The organism is Streptomyces klenkii (genome assembly GCF_003626645.1).
Classification (GTDB): domain Bacteria; phylum Actinomycetota; class Actinomycetes; order Streptomycetales; family Streptomycetaceae; genus Streptomyces; species Streptomyces klenkii.
In genome coordinates, this window is the sequence record NZ_RBAM01000004.1 from 184,067 (window position 1) to 209,841 (window position 25,775).

At 73.7% G+C, this 25,775-nt stretch carries 25 protein-coding genes; 10 read left to right on the forward strand and 15 right to left on the reverse strand.

The window, feature by feature from the left end:
• Nucleotides 1-50: 50 nt before the first annotated feature.
• Nucleotides 51-1,802, forward strand: a complete 1,752-nt coding sequence (locus D7231_RS10890) for a protein kinase domain-containing protein (protein ID WP_120754873.1) — start codon at nucleotides 51-53, stop codon at nucleotides 1,800-1,802.
• 154 nt (nucleotides 1,803-1,956) lie between these two features.
• Here the strand turns inward: D7231_RS10890 and D7231_RS10895 are convergent, their stop codons facing one another.
• The 3 genes from D7231_RS10895 to D7231_RS10905 form a co-directional block, all read right to left on the reverse strand.
• Complete coding sequence (locus D7231_RS10895) at nucleotides 1,957-2,520, reverse strand: bacterial proteasome activator family protein (protein WP_120754875.1); 564 nt, start codon at nucleotides 2,518-2,520, stop codon at nucleotides 1,957-1,959.
• A 178-nt stretch (nucleotides 2,521-2,698) separates the two neighbouring features.
• Nucleotides 2,699-3,409 (reverse strand): hypothetical protein, encoded by a 711-nt coding sequence (locus D7231_RS10900; RefSeq protein ID WP_120754876.1) that lies wholly within the window; start codon nucleotides 3,407-3,409, stop codon nucleotides 2,699-2,701.
• Between the two features lie 159 nt (nucleotides 3,410-3,568).
• Nucleotides 3,569-4,546, reverse strand: coding sequence for an NAD(P)H-quinone oxidoreductase (locus tag D7231_RS10905; RefSeq protein WP_120754878.1), 978 nt, complete (start codon nucleotides 4,544-4,546; stop codon nucleotides 3,569-3,571).
• A gap of 51 nt (nucleotides 4,547-4,597) precedes the next feature.
• On the opposite strand from D7231_RS10905, the gene D7231_RS10910 reads away from it, so the two are divergent.
• Entirely contained in the window at nucleotides 4,598-5,704 is a 1,107-nt protein-coding gene (locus tag D7231_RS10910) for a potassium channel family protein (RefSeq protein WP_228774559.1), read from the forward strand.
• A gap of 87 nt (nucleotides 5,705-5,791) precedes the next feature.
• Here D7231_RS10910 and D7231_RS10915 read toward each other — a convergent pair whose 3' ends face one another.
• Genes D7231_RS10915 through pdhA form a run of 5 tightly spaced genes read right to left on the reverse strand, consistent with a single transcriptional unit; the run spans nucleotide 5,792 to nucleotide 12,201 of the window.
• On the reverse strand, nucleotides 5,792-7,441 hold the full coding sequence (locus D7231_RS10915) for a molybdopterin molybdotransferase MoeA (protein WP_241999648.1): 1,650 nt from the start codon (nucleotides 7,439-7,441) through the stop codon (nucleotides 5,792-5,794).
• On the reverse strand, nucleotides 7,438-8,361 hold the full coding sequence (locus D7231_RS10920; RefSeq protein ID WP_120754880.1) for an NTP transferase domain-containing protein: 924 nt from the start codon (nucleotides 8,359-8,361) through the stop codon (nucleotides 7,438-7,440). Before D7231_RS10920 ends, D7231_RS10915 begins: the two co-directional genes overlap by 4 nt.
• Nucleotides 8,362-8,396: 35 nt before the next feature.
• The gene (locus D7231_RS10925; RefSeq protein WP_120754882.1) at nucleotides 8,397-10,031 is read right to left on the reverse strand and encodes a dihydrolipoamide acetyltransferase family protein; all 1,635 of its coding nucleotides are present in this window, start codon (nucleotides 10,029-10,031) and stop codon (nucleotides 8,397-8,399) included.
• Entirely contained in the window at nucleotides 10,031-11,047 is a 1,017-nt protein-coding gene (locus D7231_RS10930) for an alpha-ketoacid dehydrogenase subunit beta (protein WP_120754884.1), read from the reverse strand. The genes D7231_RS10925 and D7231_RS10930 overlap by 1 nt, the downstream gene beginning before the upstream one ends.
• Nucleotides 11,044-12,201, reverse strand: a complete 1,158-nt coding sequence (gene pdhA / locus D7231_RS10935) for a pyruvate dehydrogenase (acetyl-transferring) E1 component subunit alpha (protein ID WP_120754885.1) — start codon at nucleotides 12,199-12,201, stop codon at nucleotides 11,044-11,046. Before pdhA ends, D7231_RS10930 begins: the two co-directional genes overlap by 4 nt.
• Nucleotides 12,202-12,384: 183 nt before the next feature.
• Between pdhA and D7231_RS10940 the strand changes: the two genes are divergently transcribed.
• Nucleotides 12,385-12,876 carry an Lrp/AsnC family transcriptional regulator gene (locus tag D7231_RS10940; protein WP_120754887.1) on the forward strand — a complete coding sequence of 164 codons (492 nt, stop codon included), beginning with the start codon at nucleotides 12,385-12,387 and terminating at the stop codon, nucleotides 12,874-12,876.
• Between the two features lie 54 nt (nucleotides 12,877-12,930).
• On the opposite strand, the gene D7231_RS10945 is transcribed toward D7231_RS10940, so the two are convergent.
• Both D7231_RS10945 and D7231_RS10950 read right to left on the reverse strand, forming a co-directional pair.
• On the reverse strand, nucleotides 12,931-13,524 hold the full coding sequence (locus tag D7231_RS10945; RefSeq protein WP_120754889.1) for a TetR/AcrR family transcriptional regulator: 594 nt from the start codon (nucleotides 13,522-13,524) through the stop codon (nucleotides 12,931-12,933).
• A gap of 2 nt (nucleotides 13,525-13,526) precedes the next feature.
• The gene (locus D7231_RS10950; RefSeq protein WP_120754891.1) at nucleotides 13,527-15,047 is read right to left on the reverse strand and encodes a 3-hydroxyacyl-CoA dehydrogenase; all 1,521 of its coding nucleotides are present in this window, start codon (nucleotides 15,045-15,047) and stop codon (nucleotides 13,527-13,529) included.
• Between the two features lie 138 nt (nucleotides 15,048-15,185).
• Here D7231_RS10950 and paaN point away from each other — a divergent pair, with 138 nt between their 5' ends.
• Nucleotides 15,186-16,889: a phenylacetic acid degradation protein PaaN gene (paaN, locus tag D7231_RS10955; RefSeq protein WP_120754893.1), complete on the forward strand. Its 1,704-nt coding sequence runs from the start codon at nucleotides 15,186-15,188 to the stop codon at nucleotides 16,887-16,889.
• On the opposite strand, the gene D7231_RS10960 is transcribed toward paaN, so the two are convergent.
• From D7231_RS10960 to D7231_RS10970, 3 genes are read right to left on the reverse strand one after another with little or no spacing between them, the layout of a single operon-like run.
• A complete protein-coding gene (locus D7231_RS10960; protein ID WP_120754895.1) occupies nucleotides 16,886-17,650 on the reverse strand; it encodes a TrmH family RNA methyltransferase in 765 nt (254 codons plus the stop codon). The genes paaN and D7231_RS10960 overlap by 4 nt on opposite strands.
• A gap of 4 nt (nucleotides 17,651-17,654) precedes the next feature.
• Complete coding sequence (locus tag D7231_RS10965; RefSeq protein ID WP_120754897.1) at nucleotides 17,655-18,878, reverse strand: HTTM domain-containing protein; 1,224 nt, start codon at nucleotides 18,876-18,878, stop codon at nucleotides 17,655-17,657.
• Complete coding sequence (locus D7231_RS10970) at nucleotides 18,875-19,543, reverse strand: DUF5819 family protein (protein ID WP_120754899.1); 669 nt, start codon at nucleotides 19,541-19,543, stop codon at nucleotides 18,875-18,877. Before D7231_RS10970 ends, D7231_RS10965 begins: the two co-directional genes overlap by 4 nt.
• Before the next feature lie 185 nt (nucleotides 19,544-19,728).
• Between D7231_RS10970 and paaA the strand changes: the two genes are divergently transcribed.
• From paaA to D7231_RS11000, 6 genes are all read left to right on the forward strand, one after another.
• Complete coding sequence (gene paaA / locus D7231_RS10975; protein WP_120754901.1) at nucleotides 19,729-20,694, forward strand: 1,2-phenylacetyl-CoA epoxidase subunit PaaA; 966 nt, start codon at nucleotides 19,729-19,731, stop codon at nucleotides 20,692-20,694.
• On the forward strand, nucleotides 20,691-20,978 hold the full coding sequence (gene paaB, locus D7231_RS10980; protein WP_120754903.1) for a 1,2-phenylacetyl-CoA epoxidase subunit PaaB: 288 nt from the start codon (nucleotides 20,691-20,693) through the stop codon (nucleotides 20,976-20,978). The genes paaA and paaB overlap by 4 nt, the downstream gene beginning before the upstream one ends.
• Complete coding sequence (paaC, locus tag D7231_RS10985) at nucleotides 20,975-21,715, forward strand: 1,2-phenylacetyl-CoA epoxidase subunit PaaC (protein WP_120754911.1); 741 nt, start codon at nucleotides 20,975-20,977, stop codon at nucleotides 21,713-21,715. Before paaB ends, paaC begins: the two co-directional genes overlap by 4 nt.
• Nucleotides 21,709-22,236, forward strand: a complete 528-nt coding sequence (gene paaD, locus D7231_RS10990) for a 1,2-phenylacetyl-CoA epoxidase subunit PaaD (protein WP_120754913.1) — start codon at nucleotides 21,709-21,711, stop codon at nucleotides 22,234-22,236. The genes paaC and paaD overlap by 7 nt, the downstream gene beginning before the upstream one ends.
• Entirely contained in the window at nucleotides 22,237-23,328 is a 1,092-nt protein-coding gene (locus D7231_RS10995; RefSeq protein ID WP_120754915.1) for a 2Fe-2S iron-sulfur cluster-binding protein, read from the forward strand.
• Nucleotides 23,329-23,422: 94 nt separating this feature from the next.
• Nucleotides 23,423-24,568: an acyl-CoA dehydrogenase family protein gene (locus tag D7231_RS11000; RefSeq protein ID WP_120754917.1), complete on the forward strand. Its 1,146-nt coding sequence runs from the start codon at nucleotides 23,423-23,425 to the stop codon at nucleotides 24,566-24,568.
• Between the two features lie 25 nt (nucleotides 24,569-24,593).
• Here the strand turns inward: D7231_RS11000 and D7231_RS11005 are convergent, their stop codons facing one another.
• Both D7231_RS11005 and D7231_RS11010 read right to left on the reverse strand, forming a co-directional pair.
• Nucleotides 24,594-24,941: a rhodanese-like domain-containing protein gene (locus D7231_RS11005; RefSeq protein WP_120755569.1), complete on the reverse strand. Its 348-nt coding sequence runs from the start codon at nucleotides 24,939-24,941 to the stop codon at nucleotides 24,594-24,596.
• Nucleotides 24,942-24,951: 10 nt separating this feature from the next.
• Nucleotides 24,952-25,734, reverse strand: a complete 783-nt coding sequence (locus D7231_RS11010) for a J domain-containing protein (protein WP_120754919.1) — start codon at nucleotides 25,732-25,734, stop codon at nucleotides 24,952-24,954.
• Nucleotides 25,735-25,775 lie beyond the last annotated feature (41 nt).

A 25,775-nucleotide genomic window follows, 5' to 3' on the forward strand; every position in this document is an offset into this window, starting at 1 on the left:
CGCGTAGCCGGCTCGCAGCCAGGCAGTGCGCCCAAGGGGGAAGTACAACGATGAGCCAGGACGGCGCTCAGGGCCGCTACGCGGGCCGGTCTGTCGGTGGCGGCCGCTACCAGCTCCGCGATCTGCTGGGCGAGGGCGGGATGGCCTCCGTCCACCTGGCCTACGACTCCGTCCTGGACCGTCAGGTCGCAATCAAGACACTTCACACGGAGCTCGGCCGCGAGGCGTCCTTCCGCGAGCGGTTCCGGCGCGAGGCCCAGGCCGTCGCCAAGCTCACACACACCAACATCGTCTCGGTATTCGATACGGGCGAGGACGACCTGGACGGGTCGACCATGCCGTACATCGTCATGGAGTACATCGAGGGGCAGCCGCTGCGCTCCGTCCTCGACGCGGACGTGGCGCAGTACGGCGCGATGCCGGCCGAGAAGGCGCTGAAGATCACCGCCGACGTGCTGGCCGCGCTCGAGGTCAGCCACGAGATGGGCCTGGTCCACCGCGACATCAAGCCCGGCAACGTGATGATGACCAAGCGCGGCGTGGTCAAGGTGATGGACTTCGGCATCGCGCGCGCCATGCAGTCCGGCGTCACGTCGATGACGCAGACCGGCATGGTCGTCGGCACGCCGCAGTACCTCTCCCCCGAGCAGGCGCTCGGGCGCGGCGTGGACGCCCGCTCCGACCTGTATTCGGTCGGCATCATGCTCTTCGAGCTGCTGACCGGGCGGCTGCCGTTCGACGCGGACTCGCCGCTGGCCATCGCCTACGCGCACGTCCAGGAGGAGCCGGTCGCTCCCTCCACGATTAACCGCTCGATCCCGCCCGCGGTCGACGCGCTCGTCGCCCGGGCACTGAAGAAGAACCCGAACGAGCGCTTCCCCAGCGCCGAGTCCATGCGCGACGAGTGCGCCCGGGTCGCGGGCACGGCGCAGGCCGCGCCCTCGCCGATCATCATCGCGGGCGGCCCGCCGGCGCGCAGCGGCGCCGGCGTCAGCTCGGCGGTCTTCCCGCCCGTCGACCAGCAGACCCCTGCGCCGGGCCCTGGAGGCGTTCAGACGCCCTACCAGCCCCCGGCGGCCCCCGGGCCGTACAGCGGCGGCTACGGGCCCTCCTCGGGCGCTCAGCAGACCGCTCCGGGCGGTCCCGGGTACCCGACGCCGGTGCAGCCCTTCCAGGCCGGTCCCGGCGGCCCCAGCACGCCCCCGCCGTACTCGGCGGGCCCCTCCACCTCGGTCGGCTCGTCCTCGGGCGGCGGCAAGAGCAACAAGGGCGTCGTCATCGGCTCGGCGGTCGTCGCGGGCCTCGCGGTCATCGGCGTGATCGCCGCGATCGCGCTGAGCGGTGGCGGCGGCGGCGACAAGGGCGACGAGGCCGGCGGCAGCGGCGGCACCACCGGCGGGCAGAGCCAGGCCCCGGCTCCCGGCGGCGGCGGCACGACCGGCGGCACCACCACGACGAGCGGTGGCACGACGTCCGGCGGCAGCACCGGCGGCACGCAGAGCAAGCACAAAGAGGGCGACAAGTCGAAGACCATCGACCCGGCGAAGTGCACCAAGGCCTACGAGTACTACAGCGACAAGTCGAAGAAGTCGGCCCCCGACTTCCGCTACATGTACATCGACTCCGTGAAGTCGTGCCTCCAGGCCGCCGGCTGGAAGTACCGGATCGACGTGTCGTCGGAGAACACGTGGGGCAAGGGCACGGTGCTCAACCAGGTGCCGGCCGCGGGTGACCCGTTCGACCCGAAGTCGCCGTCGGACCAGTTCGTGCTGACGGTGTCGACGGGCGACCCGGCTTCGTAGCTCCGAGAGCTGTTTTTGTGCGTGTGCCCGGTACGTCCTGAGAGGACGTACCGGGCACACGCACAAGCGGGCTGACGCTTGCTCAGGGCTTTCCGGGAGGCGCTTGAAGACCGGGCCGGCCGGCTGGAGGACCGGGCGGCCGGACGCCGGACGGCTAGAGGTACGGGCCGGAGCGCGCGCCGCCGTGCTGGTGGTCGTCGCCCTCGTCGTCCCCCAGGACGCCGGCAGGCAGCGCCCTGCGCATCTGCTCCAGCTGGGCGCGGGCCGCCATCTGCTGGGCGAACAGCGTCGTCTGGATGCCGTGGAACAGGCCCTCCAGCCAGCCGACCAACTGGGCCTGCGCAATGCGCAGTTCCGCCTCGCTGGGCACGCTGTCGTCCATGAAGGGCAGCGACAGGCGCTCCAGCTCCTCGACCAGCTCGGGGGCCAGGCCGTCCTCCAGCTCCTTGACGGAGCTGTGGTGGATCTCCTTGAGCCGGACCCTGCTCGCCTCGTCGAGAGGAGCGGCCCGCACTTCCTCCAGCAGTTGCTTGATCATGCTGCCGATGCGCATGACCTTCGCAGGCTGTTCGACCATTTCCGTCACCGGGACCTCGCGCGACTCGTCGTCGCCCTCCCCGCCGCCGGGGCTGGCGCTGCCGAGAGCCATGCCGTCCGGGCCTACGACCAGGACTTTGGGGCTCTCCTCCTGCGACCGTTCATTCCTCGGCATATCCATGCCGCCATTCTCTCGCACATGTGATTTCCCCCTGTTGATGCCCCCGTACACGCCTGATCCACCGTGCCACGCGCCCTTCCGCGCGCCCCTCTTCTGCTTCGCGCGCCCTGTTTTTCACTCCATGCGCCGTATCGCTCCTTATTTCGCCGTGCGCGGCGGCTGCTCGGCCCTGCGGCAGCTATTTCGCTCTGCGCAGCCGCAGGGCGAAGAACCCGAGCCCGAGGCCGGTGAGGGCGAGGCCGGTGCCCAGGGGCAGGACGCGCAGCACGCGGTCGCCGTAGGCCGCGGTCCTGGTGTTGCGGGCGGCGGGCGAGCGCGTGGACACGGGGTCGGGGGTCACCGGTCCGGCGGGCTCCTGCGGCTGTTCGGGGACGCCGCCGGCCTCGTCCACGGCGGCCGGAGGCGCGGTGTCGGGGGCGTCCTCCCCGGGCGCGTCCTCGGCCGGTCCGGGCGTGTCCTCACCCGCCTCCGTACCGGTGTCTTCGGAGGGGTCCGCGGAGGGCGACGCGGAGGGCGACCCGGACGGCTCGTCCGACTCGTCGGAGGGGAGTGAGCCGGATATCGCGGGCGGGGCGGTGGGCCGGTGTGTCCGGCCGGGTTCGCGGCCGGGGTGGAGGCGTCCCTCGCCGGCGGACGTCCCGGCGAGCCTGCCCTCGCCGGGGGCCGGCGGGGCCGAGGCGTGACGGGTGGGGCCGGGCACCGGTTCGGGCGCGGCGGAGGCCGCGCGCGGGGGCGGGCGCCCGGGGGACGGCTCGGGGAGCGCCGGGAGCACCGGGTGCGGCGCGGCGGCGACGACCAGGGCGGAGGCAGCCAGGAGCGGCCCGGCTATCAGCCGTGTGCGCAGGCCCGCCCGCGGACGGCCCGGCAGCCTGCCGCCGTCGATGCCCACGTCGCCGCCCTCCGCTCTCCGCCCGAGCCGCTCACGCCCACCCTCACACGGGGTGGGCGGGGCGGCACGGCGGGTGGTTCAAGCGGGTGGTGCAGCGGGTGGTCCACTGCCCGGGGCTTGCTCAGGGCTCGTTCAGGGCTCGCTCAGGCAGTGGCTCGCTCAGGCCGTGAGGAGGATCTTCCCCACGTGCGCGCTCTGCTCCATGACGCGGTGCGCCTCGGCGGCCTCCGCCATCGGCATCGTGCGGTCGACGACCGGCCGCACCCGTCCGCCGGCGACGAGCGGCCACACGTGCTCCCGTACGGCCGCGATGATCGTCGCCTTCTCGGCGAGCGGGCGGCCGCGCAGGGAGGTGCCCATCACGGCGGCGCGCTTGGTCAGCAGCGTGCCGAGGTCGAGCTCCGCCTTGCGCCCGCCCTGCAAACCGATGATGACCAGGCGGCCGTTGACGGCGAGGGCGTCCACGTTCCGGGCGAGGTACTTCGCGCCGACGATGTCGAGGACGACGTCGGCGCCGACGCCGCCGGTGACCTTGTGCAGCTCCTCGACGAAGTCCTGTTCGCGGTAGTCGATGAGGATGTCCGCACCCAGCTCGCGGCAGGCCTCCAGCTTGTCCGCGCTGCCCGCGGTGACGGCGACGCGCGCCCCGACGGCCTTCGCCAGCTGGACGGCCATGGTGCCGATGCCGCTGCCGCCGCCGTGCACGAGGAACGTCTCGCCGGGGCTCAGGTGGGCGACCATGAACACGTTGGACCAGACGGTCGCGGTCACCTCGGGCAGGCAGGCCGCCGTGACGAGGTCCATGCCGTCGGGCACGGGCAGCAGCTGGCCCGCGGGGACGCACACCTTCTGCGCGTAGCCGCCGCCCGCCAGCAGCGCGCACACCTCGTCGCCGACCGCCCAGCCGCTCACCCCGGGGCCGAGCGCGGCGATCCGGCCGGAGCACTCCAGGCCGGGGTAGGGGGAGGCGCCGGGCGGCGGGTCGTAGAAGCCCTGCCGCTGGACGACGTCAGCGCGGTTGACGGCGCTGGCCACGACATCGATCAGGACCTCGCCCTCGCCGGGTACGGGATCGGGGACCTCTGACCAGACCAGGGCCTCGGGCCCGCCCGGTTCGCTAATGGTGATCGCATACATGGTCGCGAGGCTACCGCCGGGGTACGGGGGCGATCACGGAATATGGGGGCCATGGTGACGCGCAAGATGACCCGACTGTCGCTGTTCCGCACCCTGTGGAACCGCACCCGAGGAGAGGCCGGCGAGGACGCCGAGGCGGGCCGTTCGATCGTCATGCCCGCCCGACGCGTCGCGCCGCCGCTGCGGCAGGTGCTCCAGCGGCTGATCATGTCGCTGGTGGTGCTGGGAGTCACCACGCTGATCGTCTACGCGGACAGCAGCGGCTACCACGACAACGCCGGCGGCGAAGTGGGCTTCCTCGACTCCGCGTACTACGCGACCGTGACCCTGTCGACCACGGGCTACGGCGACATCACGCCCGTCGGCGACGCGGCCCGGCTGACGAATATCTTCGTGATCACGCCGCTGCGCGTGCTGTTCCTGATCATTTTGGTGGGAACGACCCTGGAAGTGTTGACCGATCGGACGCGCCAGCAGGTGCGCGTCCACCGTTGGAGGTCCCGGATGCGAGAGCACACCGTCGTCGTCGGCTACGGCACGAAGGGCCGGCACGCCGTCGAGACGCTGCTCGGACAGGGCAAGCCCAAGGACAAGATCGTCGTGGTCGACCCGCAGAAGAAGGTGGTCGACGCGGCGGCGACCGAGGGCCTCGTGGGCGTCCTGGGCGACGCCACGCGCTCCGAGACACTGCTGCGCGCGGAGCTCGCGCGCGCCTCCCAGATCGTCATCACCACGCAGCGGGACGACACGGCGGCGCTGGTCACCCTGACGGCGCGGCAGCTGAACAAGTCGGCCACGATCGTCGTCGCCGTCCGGGAGGACGAGAACGTGCCGCTGCTGCGGCAGAGCGGCGCGAACACGGTCGTGACGAGCTCCAGCTCGGCGGGCCGCCTGCTCGGCATGTCGATGATGAGCCCGAACGTCGGCACGGTGCTGGAGGACCTGCTGACGTACGGCAACGGGCTGGACGTCGCGGAACGCCCGGTGACGAAGCGGGAAGCGGGCCACTCGCCGCGGGACTGCGAGGACTTGGTGGTGGCGGTGGTACGGGGCCACCGCCTGCTGCACTTCACGGACCCGGAGGCGGCGACGCTGCAACTGGCGGACCGCCTGATCACCATCAGGGAGGCGGCGGGGGCGGCCGAGCACCGCGAGTGAGGCCCACTTTTTACAGGCCCGTTTTAGAGGCCCGCTTCTTAAGCGCCTCCGCCGTTTGAGGAGCGGGGTCCGGGGCGGAGCCCCGGGCTACGGCAGGCCCAGCACCTGCACCTCCGCGGCGCGCCCCGCCCCACCCGCCGGCACGACCGCCATGCCGTCGGCCGCGGCCAGCCCTCGCAGCATCGCGGGCCCATGAAACCGCAGAGGCCGCACGCGGCCGGCGCCGTCGTACGAGACCGGCACCAGCCGCGTGTCCGCCGGGTGCCCGGACACGGACTCCGCCAGGACGGCCCGCACGGGCTCACCCGGCACCCGCCCGGTCAGCCCGCGCAGCAACGGCTCGGCGAGCGTCAGCAGACCGGCCACCGCGGCCAGCGGGTTCCCGGGCAGCCCGACGACATGCCGCCCCGGCCCCAGCCGGGCGAGCAGCATCGGGTGACCGGGCCGCACCGCGACCCCGTCGACCAGCAGCTCGGCGCCCAGCCGCCGCAGCGTGGGGTGAACGTGGTCCACAGGGCCGGAGGCCGTACCGCCGGTGGTGACGACAACGTCCGCCGTGGACGCGGCGAGCGCCTCGTACAGGGCGTCCTCGTCGTCCCCGAGGCACAAAGCCTCACCCGGCTCCGCACCGAGCGCCCGCAGCCACGGGCCGAGCATCGGGCCGAGCGCGTCCCGGATCAGCCCGCCCTCCGGCAGGCCCTCGCGGAGCAGCTCGTCGCCGAGGACGAGCACCTCGACGCGGGGGCGCCGCACGACGGTCAGGTCGTCGTAGCCGGCGGCGGCCGCGAGCCCGAGCAGGGCGGGCGTGACGAGCGTTCCCGCGGGCACGAGTTCGTCGCCCTGCCGGCACTCGCCGCCCCGCGGCCGGATGTCCTGGCCGTGGCTGACGTGCCGGGCGGCCAGCAGCTCGCCCTTCACGGTCACTTCGCCGTGCTCGCTGCGCAGCACGGCGGTCGCCCCGGGCGGGACCGGTGCTCCGGTGGCGATCCGCACGGCGCTCCCGTCGCGCAGCGGCCGCGCGCCCGGGCGGCCCGCGAGGACGTCCTGCGCGCCGGGCGGCGGGAGCTTCCACGGGCCGGGCCCGGAGACGGCCCAGCCGTCCATGGCGGAGGTGTCGAAGGAGGGCAGGTCGGTGAGGGCGACGAGCGACTCGGCAAGTACTTGCCCGAGGGCGTCGCCGAGAGCCCGGTCCTCCGCCGGGAGGGCGTCGGCGGCCTCGGCGGCGACGGCGCGGGCCGCGGGCCAGGGGGTGGCTCCGTGAGAGGCGTGAGGGGCGTGGGGGGTGTCGTCGGCCGTCATGTCGCGGGCCCGCTTCCGGTCTTTGCCGTTCTGGACGACGCCGGTGTCGTCGGTGTCGTCAATGCCGGTGTCGTCGATGCCGGTGAACGGAAAGTCATCGTAGGCGGGGGCGGGCGCGGGAGCGGGGACGGAAGGCCCCCGCGTGGCCTGCGCGGCCCGTGCGGTGCCCATTGCGCGGCCGCCGTCGACCACGCCGCCCCCGACGGGCATCTCGTCGAACGGGAAGTACGCGAGGGGCGCTTGCCCGTCGTGCGCGGGCCCGGCACGCCGCGGCTCGGCGCCTCCGGCCCCGGAGCGGCCGGGCGCGTGCTCGCCCTCGTCCGGAAACCAGTCCTCAGCACCGGCGCGGGAGCGCGTACCGCGTCGCTGGTCCGCGAAGAGCGCCAGCGCCTCTTCCGTCGCCCGGTCGAGCGCGGAGTCCCCGTCCGCTTCCTTCATCGCGGGCTGTCGGCCTTCCCCGCGGCGCCGTCGACGCCGTCAACGCCGTCGACGCCGGGCTTGCCCGCCGCGTGGTCCTCGGCGGCGGCGGCCTCCGCGGCCCACCGCTGGGCCAGGGCGACGGCCTTGCGGGTCGCCTCGGCCACGGCTTCGGGGCCGCCTCCCAGGCGCCCCGCGGCGTAGCCGACGAGGAAGGTGGTCAGGGGCGCGGCGGGCCGGGCCACGCCGTGCGCGGCGTCGCGCGCGAGGTCCAGGAGGGCGGTGGTGTCGACGTCGAGGTCGATGCCCAGCTCGGTCTTGGCCGCGGAGATCCATTCATCCAGCACGCTCCCATCGTCCCTGATGCGCGCGCGGGCGGTGGCGACGTCCTCCCAGGTGTCACAGTCGAAGGAGGCCGTCGGGTGCGGGAACCGGCCGAGGGTCAGCTCGTCGGTGAGCAGCCGCAGCGGCAGTCCCACGAGGCTGCCGTGCTCGGTGGCGAGCAGCGCCAGCTCGCGGCGCAGCGGCTCGGTGCGGTACGCGGCGACCAGCGGCTGGTCACGGCCGTCCAGGTCGGTGAGCAGCACCCCTTCCACGTACGGGCCGCCGGTGGCGGACGCGGCGAGCAGGGCCCGTACGGTTTCGGCGCGCAGGAACGGCAGGTCGGCGGAGAGCACGAGCGTGGTGGCGGCGGCCGTGTGCCGCAGGCCCGCGGCGAGCCCGGCGAGGGGGCCGCCGCCGGGCGGCTCCTCCCGCGCCCACCGCACGGGCCGCGCGGTGGGGCGCCGGGGGCCCACGACGACGGTCTCCTCGGCGTCCGCGCACGCCTCCAGCACCCGGTCCAGCAGTGTGCGCCCGCCCACGCGCAGGGTGGGCTTGTCGGTGCCGCCCAGTCTGCGGGCGGCACCACCGGCGAGCACTACGGCGTCGTAACCAGTCACCCGTCGAGTATGGCCGTTCGCCTTGCGGCGAAGGCTCAGAGGGAGCGCAACAGGACGGCCGGCTGCTCGACGCAGTCGGCGACGTAGCGCAGGAAGCCGCCGGCCGTGCCGCCGTCGCAGACCCGGTGGTCGAAGGTGAACGACAGCTGCACCACGTGCCGTACGGCCAACTCGCCCTCGTGCACCCAGGGCTTGGGGGCTATCCGGCCGACGCCGAGCATGGCCGTCTCGGGGTGGTTGATGATCGGCGTGGAGCCGTCGACGCCGAACACTCCGTAATTGTTCAGCGTGAACGTGCCCCCCGTGAGGTCAGCGGGCGTCAGGGTGCCCGTGCGCGCGGCCTCGGTCAGCCGGGCCATCTCCGCCGAGAGGCCGGCGGCGTTGCGCAGGTGGGCGTCCCGGACGACGGGGACGACCAGCCCGCGGTCCGTCTGCGCGGCGAACCCGAGGTGGACGCCGGGCAGCCGGACGATCTCCCGGGCCTCGGTGTCGACGGTGGAGTTGAGGTCGGGATAGCGCGTGAGGGCGGCCGTGCAGATGCGGGCGAGCAGGGCCAGGAGGGATATCTTCGCGCCCCCGGCGGCGTTCATGGCCCTGCGGGCCGCCAGCAGCTCGGTCGCATCGGCGTCCACCCAGCAGGTGGCGTCGGGAATCTCCCGCCGGCTCCTGCCGAGCTTCTCGGCAACGGCGCCGCGCAGCCCCCGCAGGGGGATGCGCTCGGCACCGGGGACCCCGGCGGCCGGGGCGGGGGCCGCGACCGGAGCCGCCGCCCTGTCCGCGGCCGCCTGCACGGCGCGCTCGACATCGGCCCGCAGGATCAGCCCGTCCCGCCCGGACCCGGTCAACGCCCGCAGATCAACACCATGTTCACGCGCCATCTTCCGCACGAGGGGCGAGACGACGGCAACGGGCCCGGCCGGGGCGGAAGGCCGTGGCCCGGCCACGGCTCCGCGCCCGCCCGCACGCCGTTCCCCGGGCACGGCCCGGGACCCCCCTCGGCCGGCAAGATCACTGGGAGCCCCGGCCATCCCCTCCGCCGCAGCGGCGCCCGGCCCGTACGAACCTGCCCGGCGGCGCCCGCCCGCCTCAAGACCGTCCGTGGACACACTCCCGGACGCCCTGGCAGCCACGGGCTCGGCCCGGGAAGGCCCGGGGTCTGCCGGTCCCCCGGCGGCCTCGGCCACATCGTCCGCCGCCACGGCGCTCAGCCCATGCGGACGTGACCGGCGGTGCCCGCCTGCCTCCGGGCGGCCCGGATCCGCCGGGCCACCCGCCGAGCCGGCACCGGCGGCGCTCCCGGACGCCCCGGAAGGACCGGCCTGCGGCCGGACACGGCGGCGCCGCGCCGCGGGCGCCCCCGTGCCGTAGCCCACGAGCACGTTGCCGGATGTCTCCGCCGCGGGGCCGGGCTCGGTCTCCGCGGCCGCGCCGACGGCGACCGTCAGGAGCGGCGCCCCCACCGGCAGCTCCATGCCCTCCTCGCCGAAGCGGGCGGTCACCACTCCCCCGTAGGGGCAGGGGACTTCGACCATCGCCTTGGCCGTCTCGACCTCCACGACGGGCTGGTCGATGGCCACGACCTCGCCGACCTCCACCAGCCACCGCACGATCTCCGCCTCGGTGAGGCCCTCACCGAGATCCGGCAGCCGGAATTCCTTGACCTCGGGCATCAGCTCTCCGCCTCCCACTGCAACCGCGCGACCGCATCGAGCACCCGGTCGACCCCGGGCAGGTGGTGCCGCTCCAGCATCGGCGGCGGGTACGGGATGTCGAATCCGGCGACGCGCAGCACCGGCGCCTCCAGGTGGTGGAAGCAGCGCTCGGTGACGCGGGCCGCGATCTCCCCGCCGGGGCCGCCGAACCCGGTGGACTCGTGGACGACGACGGCGCGACCGGTGCGCCGGACGGAGGCGCAGACCGTCTCCTCGTCAAAGGGCACGAGCGAGCGCAGGTCGACCACTTCGAGGTCCCAGCCCTCGTCGGTGGCCGCCTCGGCCGCTTCCATGCAGACGGGCAGGGACGGCCCGTAGGTGATGAGCGTGGCGGAGGTGCCCCGGCGGCGGACGGCGGCGCGCCCTATGCCGGGGACGGCCTCGGGCGTCTCGGGGTCCCACTCGGCCTTGGACCAGTAGAGCCGCTTGGGCTCCAGGAAGACGACGGGGTCGTCGGAGGCGATCGCCTCGCGCAGCAGCCCGTAGGCGTCGGCGACGGTGGCGGGCGTGACCACGTGGAGGCCGGGCGTCGCCATGTAGTACGCCTCGGAGGAGTCGCTGTGGTGCTCGACGCCGCCGATGCCGCCGCCGTACGGCACGCGGATGGTGAGGGGCATGGGCAGCGCACCGCGCGTGCGGTTGCGCATGCGGGCGACGTGGCTGATGAGCTGCTCGAAGGAGGGGTAGGCGAAGGCGTCGAACTGCATCTCGACGACGGGCCGCAGCCCGTACATGGCCATGCCGACCGCCGTGCCGAGGATGCCGGCCTCGGCGAGCGGGGTGTCGGTGCAGCGGTCCTCGCCGAACTCCTTCACCAGGCCGTCGGTGACGCGGAAGACGCCGCCCAGCGCACCGACGTCCTCTCCGAGGACGTGGACGGACGGGTCCTCGGCCATGGCGTCGCGCAGGGCCCGGTTGAGGGCTTGGGCCATGGAAGCGGGCCGGGCTCCGGCCCGGACGGCGGCGGTGGTCATCGCTGCGCCCCTTCCCGGGCCGCCGGGGCGGCCTCGTCCGCCGCGTCGAGCTCGGCGCGCAGCATCCCGGCCTGCTCCCGCAGTTGGGCGGTCTGCCGGGCGTAGACGTGGGTGAAGAGGTCCATGGGATCGAGCAGGGGATCCTCGTTCATGCGGTCGCGCAGGTCGGCGGCCATGCGCTCGGCGGCTTCGCGCTCGGCGGCGACGACGGACGGGTCCAGCAGCTTGCGCTCGGTCAGCTCCTGCTCCAGCAGGGCGATGGGGTCGTGGCCACGCCAGGTGTCGACTTCGGCGTCGCTGCGGTAGCGCGTGGCGTCGTCGGCGTTGGTGTGGGCGTCCATGCGGTAGGTGACCGCTTCGACCAGGGTGGGGCCGCCGCCTTCGCGGGCATGCCGTACGGCGTCGGTGAGCACCTCGTGGACGGCGGCGACGTCGTTGCCGTCGACGAGCCGGCCGGGCATGCCGTAGCCGACGGCCTTGTGGGCCAGCGAGGGGGCCGCGGTCTGCTTGGCGAGCGGCACGGAGATGGCGAAGCCGTTGTTCTGCACGAAGAAGACGACGGGGGCCCGCCACACGGCGGCGAAGTTCAGCGCCTCGTGGAAGTCGCCCTCGCTGGTGCCGCCGTCACCGACCATGGCGAGCGCGACCACGTCGTCGCCCTTGAGGCGGGCCGCGTGCGCGAGGCCCACCGCATGCGGCAGTTGGGTGGCCAAAGGGGTGCACAGCGGTGCGATCCTGTGCTCGTGGGGGTCGTATCCGGTGTGCCAGTCGCCGCGCAGGAGCGTGAGCGCCTGGACGGGGTCGAGGCCGCGGGCGACCGCGGCGAGGGTGTCGCGGTAGCTCGGGAAGAGCCAGTCCTGCTCCTGGAGGGCGAGCGCGGCGGCGACCTCGCACGCCTCCTGCCCGGCGGAGGAGGGATAGACGGCCAGCCGGCCCTGCCGGGTCAGCGCCGTGGCCTGGCCGTTGTACCGCCGGCCGCGGACGAGGTGCCCGTACAGCCGCAGCAGCAGCCCGGCGTCGAGCCCGCCCGCCGCCTCGGTGCCCAGCACGCGGTACGGCTCCGCGTCGGGGAGCAGGGGGGCCGGGTCGGTGCGGGGCCGCCAGGCGGGCGGTGGGGTGGGCCGGTACGAGCCGGGCTGCTCCAGAACCGTCATGACGAGCACCTCCTTTGTGGGGACGGGCTTGACCGGACGTGCGGCTCGATGCGCCGGACGCCCTCCCTACCGATTGTTCGGTCGTCGGCACATTTTGGCTACAGGCGGCCCGAGCCTGTGGACAAACGGTTCTCCACAGCCTGAGATATGGCCAGGACGTCCAAGAGGGGGAGGCGGGACGCCATGCCGGACGAACAGATGGCCCTCACCGGGAGCAGGGCCCCCGCGCGGCCGCTGGACGACATAGACCGCGCCATCCTGCGCATGCTGCAAGCGGACGGGCGCGCGTCGATACGGTCCGTGGCCGAGCGGGTGCACGTCTCGCGCGCCAACGCCTACGCGCGGATCAACCGGCTGATCGACGACGGGGTCATCCGGGGCTTCAGCGCCCGGGTCGACCAGGAGCGGGCCGGGCAGAGCGCGTCCGCGTACATCACGCTGAAGATCGTGCAGAACTCCTGGCGCGCGGTCCGCGACAAGCTCCTGGAGCTGCCGGGGGCCGCGCACATCGCCCTGGTGAGCGGGGACTTCGACGTGCTCCTGCTGGTGCACACCAAAGACAACCGCGCGCTGCGCGAGCTGGTGCTGACCCGCATCCAGGCCATGGACGAGGTGCTCAGCACCCGCACGCTGCTGATCTTCGAGGAGACGGACCTCGACGAGGGAGGCCGCTAGCCCGTAGCCCGGGAAAGGCTCCGAGCCGGAAAGCCTCCGGCGGAAAGGAGGTCCTTAGCGGTCGGTCCGGAGCCCGTCGAACGCGGTGCGCACGACCGCTTCGGCGACTTCTTCGCTGGTCACCGCCCCGCCGCGGTCGGGGCGGTACCACTCCACCACGGAGTTGATCATCCCGAAAAGCAGCCGGGTGGCCAGCCGTGCGTCCACGTCCGCCCGCAGGTCGCCGTCGGCCGCCGCCTGCTTGAGCAGCTCGGCGACGCGGTGGTCGAACTCGCGGCGGCGCTCCATCGCCCAGCGCTCGGTGGCGGTGTTGCCGCGCACGCGCAGCAGCAGCGTCACGTAGGGCAGCTCGGCCATGAGCACCTCGACGGTGCGGCGGGTCACGTACTGGAGCCGGTCGACGGCCGGGCCGCCGGTCGCGCCGGGCTCGTCCAGCACGGCGAAGAGCTCGTCCAGGGCGCGGCTTATCGCGAGCCGGAGCAGCTCTTCCTTGCCCTTCACGTGGTGGTAGATGGAGGACTTGGAGATGCCGGCCGCCTTGGAGAGGTGCTCCATGGACGTGCCGTCGTAGCCCCGCTCGTTGAACACCCCGACGGCGACCGCGAGCAGCGATTCGGGCGTGTAGGTGTCGCGCTTGGCCATGGTCATGATTACAGCAGGCTCTCTTCGACGGCCGCACGGCGGCGTAGGGACAGGGAGGGGTCGTAGCGGCCGCCCGGGTAGTCCTGGGCGAGGCCCCGCAGCATGCCGCGCACGCGGTCCAGGCCGATCTCGCGGCCCCACTCCAGCGGGCCGCGCGGGTAGTTCACGCCCAGCCGCATGGCGGTGTCGATGTCCTCGCGGCTCGCCACGCCGCGCCCGGCGGCGTCCTCGGCGAAGTCGACGAGCATGGCGACCGTACGGGCGACGATCAGGCCGGGGACGTCGGCGATGACGCTGACGCTCTTGCCGAGCGCCTGGAACAGGCCCACGGCGGCCCGCACGTCCCGTGCCGAGGCCTTCTCGGAGGGGGCGAGGGCGATCCGGGTGCAGGTGCGGTAGTCGAGGGCCAGGTCGAAGTAGATGTGCGGCCCGCCGTTCGCGGGGGTGGCCGCCTCTCCCCCGGTCAGGGTGAGCACCGCGCCGTCGGGGAGGGTCATGTACCAGTCGGCCTCATGGGGCGCGCGGTCGCGCACGACCTTGACCCCGGCTTCCTCGGTCATCTCGCGCAGGGGGGCGCAGACGCGCGGGGCCTCGGCGTGCCAGCCGATCTCCGCGGGCGGCTCGCACGGCGCCGCGGTGGCCGGCTCGGGCCGCTCCGCGCCCTCCGCGTACGAGAACCATCCGCGGCCGGTCTTCCGGCCGAGCAGCCCGGCCTCCACGAGCCGCTGCTGGGCGAGGGAGGGCGTGAACCGGGGGTCATGGAAGAACGCCTCGTAGACCGAACGGGTGACGGCGTTGTTCACATCCTGGCCGATGAGGTCGGTGAGCTCGAAGGGGCCCATGCGGAAGCCGCCGCACTCCCGCAGCACGGCGTCGATGGTGGCCGGGTCGGCGCCGCCCTCCTCGTGGACGCGGAAGGCCTCCGCGTAGAAGGGCCGGGCGAGCCGGTTGACGAGGAAGCCGGGCGTGTCGGCGCAGGCCACCGGGGTCTTGCCCCACGCGGCCACGGTGGCCCGGGCGCGATCGGCCGCTTCCGGGTCCGTGGCGAAGCCCCGGACCACCTCGACCAGCGGCAGCAGCGGGGCGGGGTTGAAGAAGTGCAGGCCGACGAAGCGGCCGGGCAGCCGCAGGGCGCCGGCGACGGCGGTCACCGACAGGGACGAGGTGTTGGTGGCCAGCAGGCAGTCGTCGGGGACGACCGATTCCAGCTCGGTGAACAGCTTCTGTTTGGCGTCCAGTTGCTCGACAATCGCCTCGATGACGAGGGCGGAGTCGGCGAGTTCGGCGAGCCGCGCGGCGGGCAGCAGACGGGTGAGGGACGCGTCCCGGCCCGCCGCGTCGAGCCTGCCCTTGTCCACCAGGCGGCCGAGCCGGGCGGCGATCGCCCGCGCCGCCTCCTCCGCACGGCCGGACGCGGCGTCGTACAGCCGCACGGCGTGGCCCGCCGCCAGGGCGACCTGGGCGATGCCCTGGCCCATGGTGCCGGCGCCGACGACGGCGACGGTCCCGGCGGGGTCGATTGGGGTCATGGCAGTGATCCTCCCCGAAGAGTTGTCCACAGGTTCGCCGGGCCCCCTTGTCCCGACCGATCGTTCGGTTACTGTATCCACCGGGGGTGCGTCTGGTCCCCCGTATCGGAGCCCCGCTCGACAAGGAGTTGGTCAGCCGTGACCGCCGGACTCACCACCGCTCAGTTGGCCGAGAAGCACCGCCCCACCCTCGATCAGGCGCTGGAAGCCATCCGCACGCGCGCCTATTGGTCCCCGTTCCCCGAGCACCCCAAGGCGTACGGCGCGGAGGGATCCGTGCCCGGCAGCCTGAGCGCCGCCGAGGGTCAGGCCGCCTTCGAGGCGCTCCGGGGCAAGCGCTTCGAGCTGGACCAGCCGGGCACCGACGGCTGGGCGGGCGCCGAGGTGTCGCCGTTCGGCATCGAGCTCGGCATCGAATATCCGCACCCGGCCACCGGCGAGCTGCTGCCGGCACTGCGCGCGGCGATGCCGCAGTGGCGCGAGGCGGGTCCGGAGGCGCGGGCCGCGGTCTGCCTGGAGATCCTCGCCCGGATCAACGCCCGCTCGCACGAGTTCGCGCACGCCGTCATGCACACCAGCGGCCAGGCCTTCATGATGGCCTTCCAGGCCGGCGGCCCGCACGCCCAGGACCGTGGCCTGGAGGCCGTGGCCTACGCGTATGCGGAGCAGGTCCGCACCCCCGGCTCGGCCGACTGGTCCAAGCCGCAGGGCAAGCGCGATCCGCTGGAGCTGCGCAAGGAGTTCACGGCCGTGCCGCGGGGCGTCTCCCTGCTCATCGGCTGCAACACCTTCCCCACGTGGAACGGCTTCCCCGGCCTCTTCGCCTCCCTCGCCACGGGCAACGCCGTCCTGGTCAAGCCGCACCCGCGCGCGGTGCTGCCGCTGGCCCTGACGGTGCGGATCGCGCGCGAAGTGCTGCGCGAGACGGGCTTCTCGCCCGACCTGGTGGCCCTGGCCGCCGAGCGGGACGGCGAGGGCATCGCCAAGGTCCTGGCCGTGCGCCCCGAGATCCGCATCATCGACTACACCGGCTCCACCGCCTTCGGCGACTGGCTGGAGACCAACGCCCGCCAGGCGCAGGTCTTCACGGAGAAGGCCGGCGTCAACACGGTCGTCATCGACTCCACGGACGACTACAAGGGCCTCCTCGGCAACCTGGCCTTCTCGCTGTCCCTCTACAGCGGCCAGATGTGCACCACCCCGCAGAACTTCCTGATCCCCCGCGGCGGCATCACCACCGACGCCGGGCCCAAGTCCTACGACGAGGTGGTGGCGGATCTGGCCGCCGCGGTCCAGGGCCTGCTGGGCGACGACGCCCGGGCGAACGGCCTGCTCGGCGCCATCGTCAACGACCAGGTCAAGGAGCGGATCGACGCCGCGGGCCGGCTCGGCGAGATCGCCCTGGCCTCCCGCGCGGTGGAGAATCCCGACTTCCCCGGCGCCACGGTCCGCACCCCGGTGATCGTGAAGCTGGACGGCGCCAAGCCCGACGCCGAAGCGGCCTATTTCTCGGAGTGCTTCGGGCCGGTGTCCTTCGCCGTCGCCGTCGACTCCGCGGCGGACGCCGTGGAGCTGCTGAGCCGCACGGTGCGCGAGAAGGGCGCGATGACCGTCGGGGCGTACACGACGTCGCCCGAGGTCGAGCGGCTGGTGGAGGAGGCGTGCCTGGAGGAGTGCGCCCAGCTCTCCCTCAACCTGACGGGCGGGGTCTTCGTGAACCAGACGGCCGCGTTCTCCGACTTCCACGGCTCCGGCGGCAACCCCGCCGCGAACGCGGCCCTGTGCGACGGCGCGTTCGTCGCGAACCGCTTCCGCACGGTCGAGGTGCGCCGCCCGGCCTAGTCCAGGCCCGGGCCCGGGCCTCCCCAGTGGAACAGCGCCATGGCCACGCTCGTGGCGAGGTTGTAGCTGGAGACCTGGGGGCGCATGGGGAGGGCGACCAGCCGGGTCGCCCTCTCGCGCAGCTCGGGCGAGATGCCGTGGCGCTCGGAGCCGAAGGCGATCAGCGCGTCGTCGGGCAGGGTGAGGGAGCGGATGTCGTCGCCCTCGGGGTCCAGGGCGTAGAGCGGCCCGGGCGGGAGCTCGGGCAGGGGCAGCCGCTCGACGGCGGTGGCGTAGTGCAGGCCCGCCCCGGCCCGTACGGCGTTGGGGTGCCAGGGGTCCACGTCCCCGGTGGTGACGACGCCCGTGGCGCCGAAGCCGGCGGCCAGCCGGATCACGGCGCCCACGTTGCCGAGGTTGCGCGGGTTGTCGAGGACGACGACGGGAGCCTTGCGGGGCGCCCGCGAGAGCACGTCGAGGTTCGCCCTGCGCCCGCGCCGCACGGCGAGGGCGGCCACGCCCGTGGGGTGGATCCTGGGCACCAGCTCACGCAGGGCCTCGGCGGGGATCTCGACCAGGCGCTCGGCGAGCGTCCCGGTGAGGTCATCTGCCAGGGCTTCGGCGAGCGCCAGTGCCGCCGCCTTGTCGCTGGTGACCGCGAGCGGCACGTCCGCGCCGAAGCGCAGCGCGTGCTTCAGGGCGTGGAAGCCGTCGAGCAGTACGGCGTCGGGGGCGCGCTCGCCCCACTGCCGGAGTGCGGCAGCGGCTTCGTCCTCGGTCATGCCCTCAGCCTACGAGAGTCCTGGTGGCCGCCTCGTCGCTCTCGCGCTGCACCGGGAGCTGCTGCGCCCGGGCCGGGAGCAGCCGGTCGCGGGCGCGGCCGACGGCGGCGCCCAGGCGGCGCAGGAAGGAGGTGGGCAGGAAGACCGCGTCGGCCACGATCATCGCCAGGGAGAAGAACGGCAGCCCGAGCAGGAGGGCGATGCCGAGGTGCTCCAGCATCATCACGGCGAGCAGGACGTTCTTCACCCGCCGGTTCAGCAGGGTGAAGGGGAAGGCGACCTGCACGGCCACGGTGCCGTAGCTGAGCAGCAGGACGAGCAGCCCGCTGCCGGCGAGGGCGTGCGAGAGCTCGGGCCAGGGCGAGAAGTAGTCGAGGTGCAGCGGGTAGTAGAGCGCGGTGCCGTCCTGCCAGCGGGAACCCTGGATCTTGTACCAGCCGGCCGTGGCGTAGATCAGGCAGACCTCCGCCATGATCACCAGCAGTCCGGCGTTGTGCAGCAGGTTGGCCAGCACGTCGAGGACGGCGCGGGGCTCGCCCGGGCCGTACCGCTTCGCGAGCCACCACAGGCCCTGGACCAGCCAGAGGGCCCACAGGGCGGTGGCCCAGCCGATGCCGGGGAGCGGGCCGTGCTCGGTCCACGACATCCGGGTGTCGCCGAGGACCATCGCCGCGGCCAGGGCCGCCCCGCAGCAGGCCCACAGCACGATGCCCGTGAGGTCGGGACCGGCGGGCTGCCCGGCCCGCTTCGCCGCGCGGCGGGCGTCGAGGGACCAGACGCGGCCGCAGCGCATGAGGATCAGGTAGAGCGCCATCAGGTGGATGACGTTGTCGCCGCCGTCGCCGAGGAAGACGCTGCGGTTCTGGAGCGACAGCACGCCGACCATGGAGAGCACGGTCATGGTCCGGGTGCGCCACCCGAGGGCGAGCAGGGCGGCGGTGACGACGGCGAAGGCGTAGACGGCCTCGAACCACAGGCCGCCGTCGGACCAGAGCAGGGCGGTGAAGGCGTGGTTGTCGGCCGTCAGCCGACGGGCCATCTCCCAGCTCCACGGCCCGTCGGGGCCGTACATCTCGTGCCGGTTCGGCCACTCGCGCAGCAGGAAGACCAGCCACGTGAAGGACAGGCCTATCCGGATCACGGCCGTCTGGTGGGCGCCGAGCGCCGCGCCGGTGACGCGGTCGATCCCGCGCGAGAGGCGGGCGCCCAGCGGAAGGGACGTGCTCATCGGTTCTTCGCCTCCGTACGGTCGGCGGCGGTGACCGGCCACCAGCCCAGCACCCGGTAGGCGGGCTTGGGCTCGTTCTTCTCGTCGCTCCAGGACGGCGGCGCGACCAGGGTGGTCACGGCGCGCACCTGGACGCGCTGGACGGTGCGCCCGTCCTGCCCGCCGCCGAGCCGGCCGACGACGATGCGCCGGATGTACTGCTCGGAGAGGGCCCCGCGCAGCCCGTTGGGGACTTCCTTGACGTCGTGGGAGTTGGTGTAGAAGTCCCAGGCGCGGCGCAGCTCGTTCTGCTGCGTGTGGCTGGGGATGAGGTTGTGGCGGATCTCGGCGCCGTCCTGTGCGGTGAAGTCGGTCCAGCCGGTGACGGTGGTCCGGCCGTCGGGGCCGCGGAGCTCGGCGCGGGCCTGGACGGCGACGTTCTGCTGGAGCGGGTTGGGAGCGAAGAACTTCCAGTTCTGCTCGTACTCCGGGTAGATGTAGTCGTCTATCGCCGCGGCGTTCTGCTTGGTGACCGTGTTCGACGGCGCCACGTGCAGGAACACCATCCCCAGGTGGACGGCGGCCGTCACCGCGATCACCGCTGCGCCCGCCGCGACGACGAGGCGCGCGGGCAGGGACAGCCCCGCGAGAGCGCCGGCCCGCTCGTGCCCGTCATCCGACTCCATACCCGCCCCGTTCCTGCGTCCGCCCTGTGCTGTGCACCCGAACGGTACCGATGTCGCCTCACGGGGCACAGCGCCCGGGGGTTATCCACAGGCTTGACACCCCCCGGCGACCGCACCACCATTGAACCGAACGATCGGTCGGTCGGGCCGGTCGCGCAGCGGGCGGAGAGGCAGGGGGCAATGCCATGACGACGATGGCGGCGGACGCAGGAGCCCAGGACACCACGGCCCACGAGGCGGATTTCGACGCCGCCGTGGCCGCGGACGAGCGCATCGAGCCGCGGGACTGGATGCCCGACGCCTACCGCGCCACGCTCGTCCGGCAGATAGCGCAGCACGCCCACTCCGAGATCATCGGCATGCAGCCCGAGGCCAACTGGATCACGCGCGCGCCCTCGCTGCGGCGCAAGGCGATCCTCATGGCCAAGGTGCAGGACGAGGCCGGCCACGGCCTCTACCTCTACAGCGCCGCCGAGACCCTGGGCACCGGGCGCGACGAGCTGCTCGACAAGCTCCACTCGGGCCGCCAGAAGTACTCCTCGATCTTCAACTACCCCACCCTGACCTGGGCCGATGTCGGCGCCATCGGCTGGCTGGTGGACGGCGCCGCGATCACCAACCAGGTCCCGCTGTGCCGCTGCTCCTACGGGCCCTACGCCCGCGCCATGGTCCGCATCTGCAAGGAGGAGTCCTTCCACCAGCGCCAGGGCTACGAGCTCCTGCTGGCCCTCAGCCGCGGCACGGAGGCCCAGCACGCGATGGCGCAGGACGCCGTGGACCGCTGGTGGTGGCCCTCCCTGATGATGTTCGGCCCGCCGGACGCGGAGTCGGCCCACTCGGCCCAGTCCATGGCCTGGAAGATCAAGCGGCACTCCAACGACGAGCTGCGCCAGCGCTTCGTGGACATCTGCGTCCCCCAGGCCGCCTCCCTCGGCCTGACCCTCCCCGACCCCGGCCTGCGGTGGAACGAGGAGCGCGGCCGGCACGACTTCGGCGCGATCGACTGGACGGAGTTCCAGGAAGTGCTCCGCGGCAACGGCCCCTGCAACGACCAGCGGATCGGTCAGCGCCGGCGCGCCCATGAAGAGGGCGCGTGGGTGCGCGAAGCGGCCGCCGCGTATGCGGCCAAGCACGGAAAGGCGACGGCATGACGAACGCTGACTGGCCGCTGTGGGAGGTCTTCGTGCGCAGCAGGCGCGGCCTCTCCCACACCCACGCGGGCAGCCTCCACGCCCCGGATGCGGAGATGGCCCTGCGCAATGCGCGCGACCTCTACACCCGCCGTTCCGAGGGAGTCTCGATCTGGGTGGTGCCCTCCGCCGCGGTCACCGCTTCCTCGCCCGACGAGAAGGACCCCTTCTTCGAGCCGGCCGCCGACAAGCCCTACCGCCACCCGACCTTCTACGAGATCCCGGAAGGGGTGCGGCACCTATGAACGGCGCATCTGTGACCGTCGGGGAAGCCCCCCTGGCCACGGCCGCCCTGGCGCTCGGCGACGACGCCCTGGTGCTCTCGCACCGGCTGGGGGAGTGGGCCGGGCACGCGCCCGTCCTGGAGGAGGAGGTCGCTCTCGCCAACATCGCGCTCGACCTGCTCGGCCAGGCCCGCACCCTGCTCTCCCTCGCCGGTGACGAGGACGAGTTGGCCTATCTGCGGGAGGAGCGCTCCTTCCGCAACGCCCAGCTCGTCGAGCAGCCCAACGGCGACTTCGCCCGCACGATCGCCCGCCAGCTGTTCTTCTCCGTCCACCAGCACCTGCTGTACGGGCAGCTGGCCGCGGGCGACGGCCCGTTCGCGCCCCTGGCCGGCAAGGCCGTCAAGGAGGTCGCCTACCACCGCGACCACGCCGAGCAATGGACGCTGCGGCTCGGCGACGGCACGGAGGAGAGCCACGCCCGCATGCAGAGCGCCCTGGACGGCCTCTGGCGGTATACGGGCGAGCTGTTCGAGCCCGTCGAGGGCCTGGCCGTCGACCGGGCCGCCCTGCGCGAGGGCTGGCTGGCCGCGGTGACCGAGGTCGTCGAGCGCGCCACGCTGCGGATGCCGGACGGCCCGCAGACCGGGGCGTGGACGGCCGGCGCGGGCCGCCAGGGGATCCACACCGAGTCGTTCGGACGGATGCTCGCCGAGATGCAGCACCTGCACCGCAGCCACCCGGGGGCGTCATGGTGACCACCTCCGCCCGCCGCGAATCCGCCCGCCCCGGAGCCACCCGCCTCGAAGAGGAGCTCCGTGCGCTGGCCGGGGCCGTCCCCGACCCCGAGCTGCCCGTGCTCACCCTGGCCGAGCTGGGCGTGCTGCGCGGCCTGCACGTCACCGGCCCCGGCCGGGTCGAGGTGGAGCTGACCCCCACGTACACCGGTTGTCCCGCGGTCGAGGCGATGTCCGCGGACATCGAGCGCGTGCTGCACGAGCACGGACAGGCCGAGGTGTCCGTCCGCACGGTCCTCTCCCCCGCCTGGTCCACCGACGACATCACGGCCGAAGGGCGCCGCAAGCTGGAGGAGTTCGGCATAGCGCCGCCCCGGCCCACGGGGCCGGCCGGGCCCGTCATGGTCGGCCTGGCCATTCGCTGCCCCCACTGCGGATCCACCGAGACGACGCTGCTCAGCCGCTTCTCGTCCACGGCCTGCAAGGCCCTGCGCCGCTGCGAGGCGTGCCGCGAACCCTTCGACCACTTCAAGGAGTTGTAGATGGCCGCGGCCCGCCACGGCGCCTTCCACCCCCTGCGGGTGGCGGCAGTCGACCGCCTCACCGACGACTCGGTCGCCGTGACCTTCGCCGTACCGCCCGAGCTGCGCGAGGCCTACCGCTGGACGCCGGGCCAGCACATCGCCGTCCGCCGCACCGCCCACGACGGCACCGAGATCCGCCGTACGTACTCGGTGTGCGTCCCCGCACCCGCCCCGGAGGCGCCCGGGCCCGCCGAGCTGAGGGTGGGGGTCCGGCTGGTGGACGGCGGCGAGTTCTCGACGTACGCCCTCAAGGAGCTGGCCGCCGGGGACACGGTGGAGGTGATGGCGCCGATCGGGCGGTTCGTCCTGGAGCCGCGGGCCGGGCACTTCGCGGCCATCGTGGGCGGCAGCGGCATCACCCCCGTGCTGTCCATCGCCTCGACGCTGCTGGCGCGGGAGCCCGGGGCCCGGTTCTGCCTCATACGCAGCGACCGGACCACGGCCTCCACGATGTTCCTGGAGGAGGTCGCCGACCTCAAAGACCGCTTCCCCGACCGCTTCCAGCTGGTGCAGACCCTCTCCCGCGAGGAGCAGCAGGCCGGGCTGCCGTCCGGGCGGCTGGACGAGGAGCGGCTGACCCGGCTGCTGCCCGCCCTGGTGCCGGTGGAGGAGATAGGCGGCTGGTTCCTGTGCGGGCCCTACGGGCTGGTGCGGGGCGCGGAGCGGGCGCTGCGCGCCCTGGGGATCGGGCGGGACCGCATCCACCAGGAGATCTTCCACGTGGAGGACTCCGGTGCGGAGGCCCGCCGGCCGGCCCCCGCCGGTGCCCCCGCGCGCAGCACGGTGACGGCGAAGCTCGACGGGCGCGGCGGCAGCTGGCCGGTGCGGGAGGGGGAGACGCTGCTGGAGGCGGTCCTGCGGAACCGGCCCGATGCGCCCTACGCCTGCAAGGGCGGGGTGTGCGGGACGTGCCGGGCGTTCCTGGTCAGGGGCGAGGTGCGGATGGACCGGAACTTCGCCCTGGAGCCGGAGGAGATCGAGAGCGGCCATGTGCTGGCGTGCCAGTCGCACCCGGTGACGGCGGAGGTGGAGCTCGACTTCGATCGCTGAGCATTCCCAAATGCCCCCGACCCGCCTACATTGACGGACCGTCAGATAGTGAGTGGAGTTGGCGGACGGGCAGCGGGGCGGGAAGGCGGCGGCAGTGGACTTCACCTTCAGCGAAGAGCAGCAGGCGGCCGCCGAGGCGGCGCGGGCCGTGTTCTCCGGGGTTTCCCCCGACGGCGTGCCCAGCCCCGTGCTGTCCCGGGGCCCGGTCGCGGAGGACTTCGACCGCGCGCTGTGGCGCAGGCTGGCCGCGGCGGATCTGCTGAGCCTGACCGCCGGCACCCGGCACGGCGGGGCGGGGCTCGGCCCGGTCGCCCTGTGCCTGGTGCTGCGCGAGGCCGGGCAGGTCCTCGCGCGGGTGCCCCTGCTGGAGGCCGGGGCCACGGCGCTCGCGCTGACCACGCACGGCGGTGCGGCAGGGGCCCGGATCCTGCCGGCGCTCGGGCGCGGGGAGCTGGTCGTCACGGTCGCCTCCAACGGGCGGACCGGGCACGACGCGGCGGAACTCTCGGTCGCCGCCCGGCCCGCGGCCGGGGAGGGCGGCGGCCGCGTGCTCGACGGCGTGCAGACGGCCGTGCCGTGGGCGCCCAGTGCCGACCTGATCGTTGTCCCCGCGTGCGACGCGGACGGCCGCACCGTGCTCGGGCTCGTCCCCCGCGATCACCCCGGCGTCGCCCTGGAACGGCAGGTGTCCACCAACGGCGAGCGGTACGCGGAGGTGCGGCTCGACGCCGTACGGCTCGACGGCACGCGGATCGTCGACGCCGAAGGAGTCTGGCCGCGGCTGCGCGCGCTGCTCACGGCCGGGACGTGCGCGCTCGCGCTCGGGGTGGGAACGGCCGTGTGCCGCATGACCAGCGCGTACACGAGCAAGCGGGAGCAGTTCGGCTTCCCGCTGGCCACGTTCCAGGCGGTGGCCGTCCAGGCCGCGGACCGCTATGTCGACCTGCGGGCCATGGAGGCCACGCTCTGGCAGGCCGCGTGGCGGCTGGAGACCGGCGCGGGCGGGGCCCTCCCGGCCGACGCGGACCTCGCCGTCGCGAAGGTGTGGGCCTCGGAAGGGGTGCGGCGCGCGGTGCAGACCGCGCAGCACCTCCACGGCGGATTCGGCGCCGACACCGGCTACGCCCTGCACCGGTACCACGCCTGGGCCAAGCAGCTGGAGCTGTCGCTGGGCCCAGCCGCGGCGCACGAGGAGGCGCTGGGCGACCTGCTGGCCGCCCACGCGCCCGAGGGCTACTAGACCGGGGCTGCTGGGACCGGAACCGCTAGATCACGGTCCCGGGGGCGCCGTTGCCGTCCACGACAGGGCGGCCGGCGGCCTCCCAGACCTGCATGCCGCCCTCGACGTTCACCGCGTCCATGCCCTGCTGCACCAGATAGGCGGTGACCTGCGCGGAACGGCCGCCCGAGCGGCAGATGACGTTGATCCGGCCGCCGTCCGGCGCCTTCTCCGTCAACTCGCCGAAGCGGGCCACGAAGTCGCTCATCGGGATGTGCAGAGCGCCCTCGGCGTGGCCGGCCGCCCACTCGTCGGCCTCGCGCACATCCAGCAGAAAGTCGTCGGACGAGACGGCGTCGACGCCGACCGTGGGAATTCCGGAACCAAAGCTCATGCCCACGACGCTACCCGACCAGTTCCCGCAGCTGTGCCTCGCGCTCGGAGACCTGGGCGCGCAGCCCCTCGGCGATCTCCTCCAGCAGGCCGTCCGGGTCCTCCGGCGCCATCCGCAGCATCGCGCCGATCGCCGACCCCTCCAGCTCGGCGGCCAGCCCCGACAGCATCTCCTTGCGCTGCGCCAGCCACTCCAGGCGGGCGTAGAGCTCCTCCGCGCGGTCCAGGGGCCGCGGCTCCGGCGCCGGGCCCGCGGCCCACTCCGCGGCCAGGGCGCCCAGGAGGTCCTCGTCACCGTCCGCGTACGCGGCGTTGACGCGCACGATGAACTCCTCGCGCCGCAGCCGCTCGGCCTCGTCCCGCGCCAGGTCCGGGTGGGCCTTGCGGACCAGCTCCCGGAAGGCCCGGCGGGCCTCGTCGCTCGCACGGACCCGGCGGGGCGGGCGGACCTGCTTCTCCGTGAGCATCGCCATGCCCTCCGGGGACAGCCCGTCCGAGTCCAGCCAGCCGCCGAACAGCTCCTCCACGCCGGGCAGCGGCTGCACCAGCGCGCGGGCCTCGCGGGCCTTGCGCTGGTCCTCCGGATCGCCGCTGCGGGCCGCGACGGCCTCGGCGATCTGTGCGTCCAGCTCTTCAAGGCGGGCGTAGACCGGGCCGAGGCGCTGGTGGTGCAGGCGGGAGAAGTTCTCCACCTCCACGCGGAACGTCTCCACGGCGATCTCGAACTCGATCAGCGCGGTCTCGGCCGTGCGGACGGCTTGCTCCAGGCGGGAAGTGTCTGCTTCCGGATTCATCACCCGCCCAGCGTAGTTCCCTCCCGGAGGGTTCCCCGGGG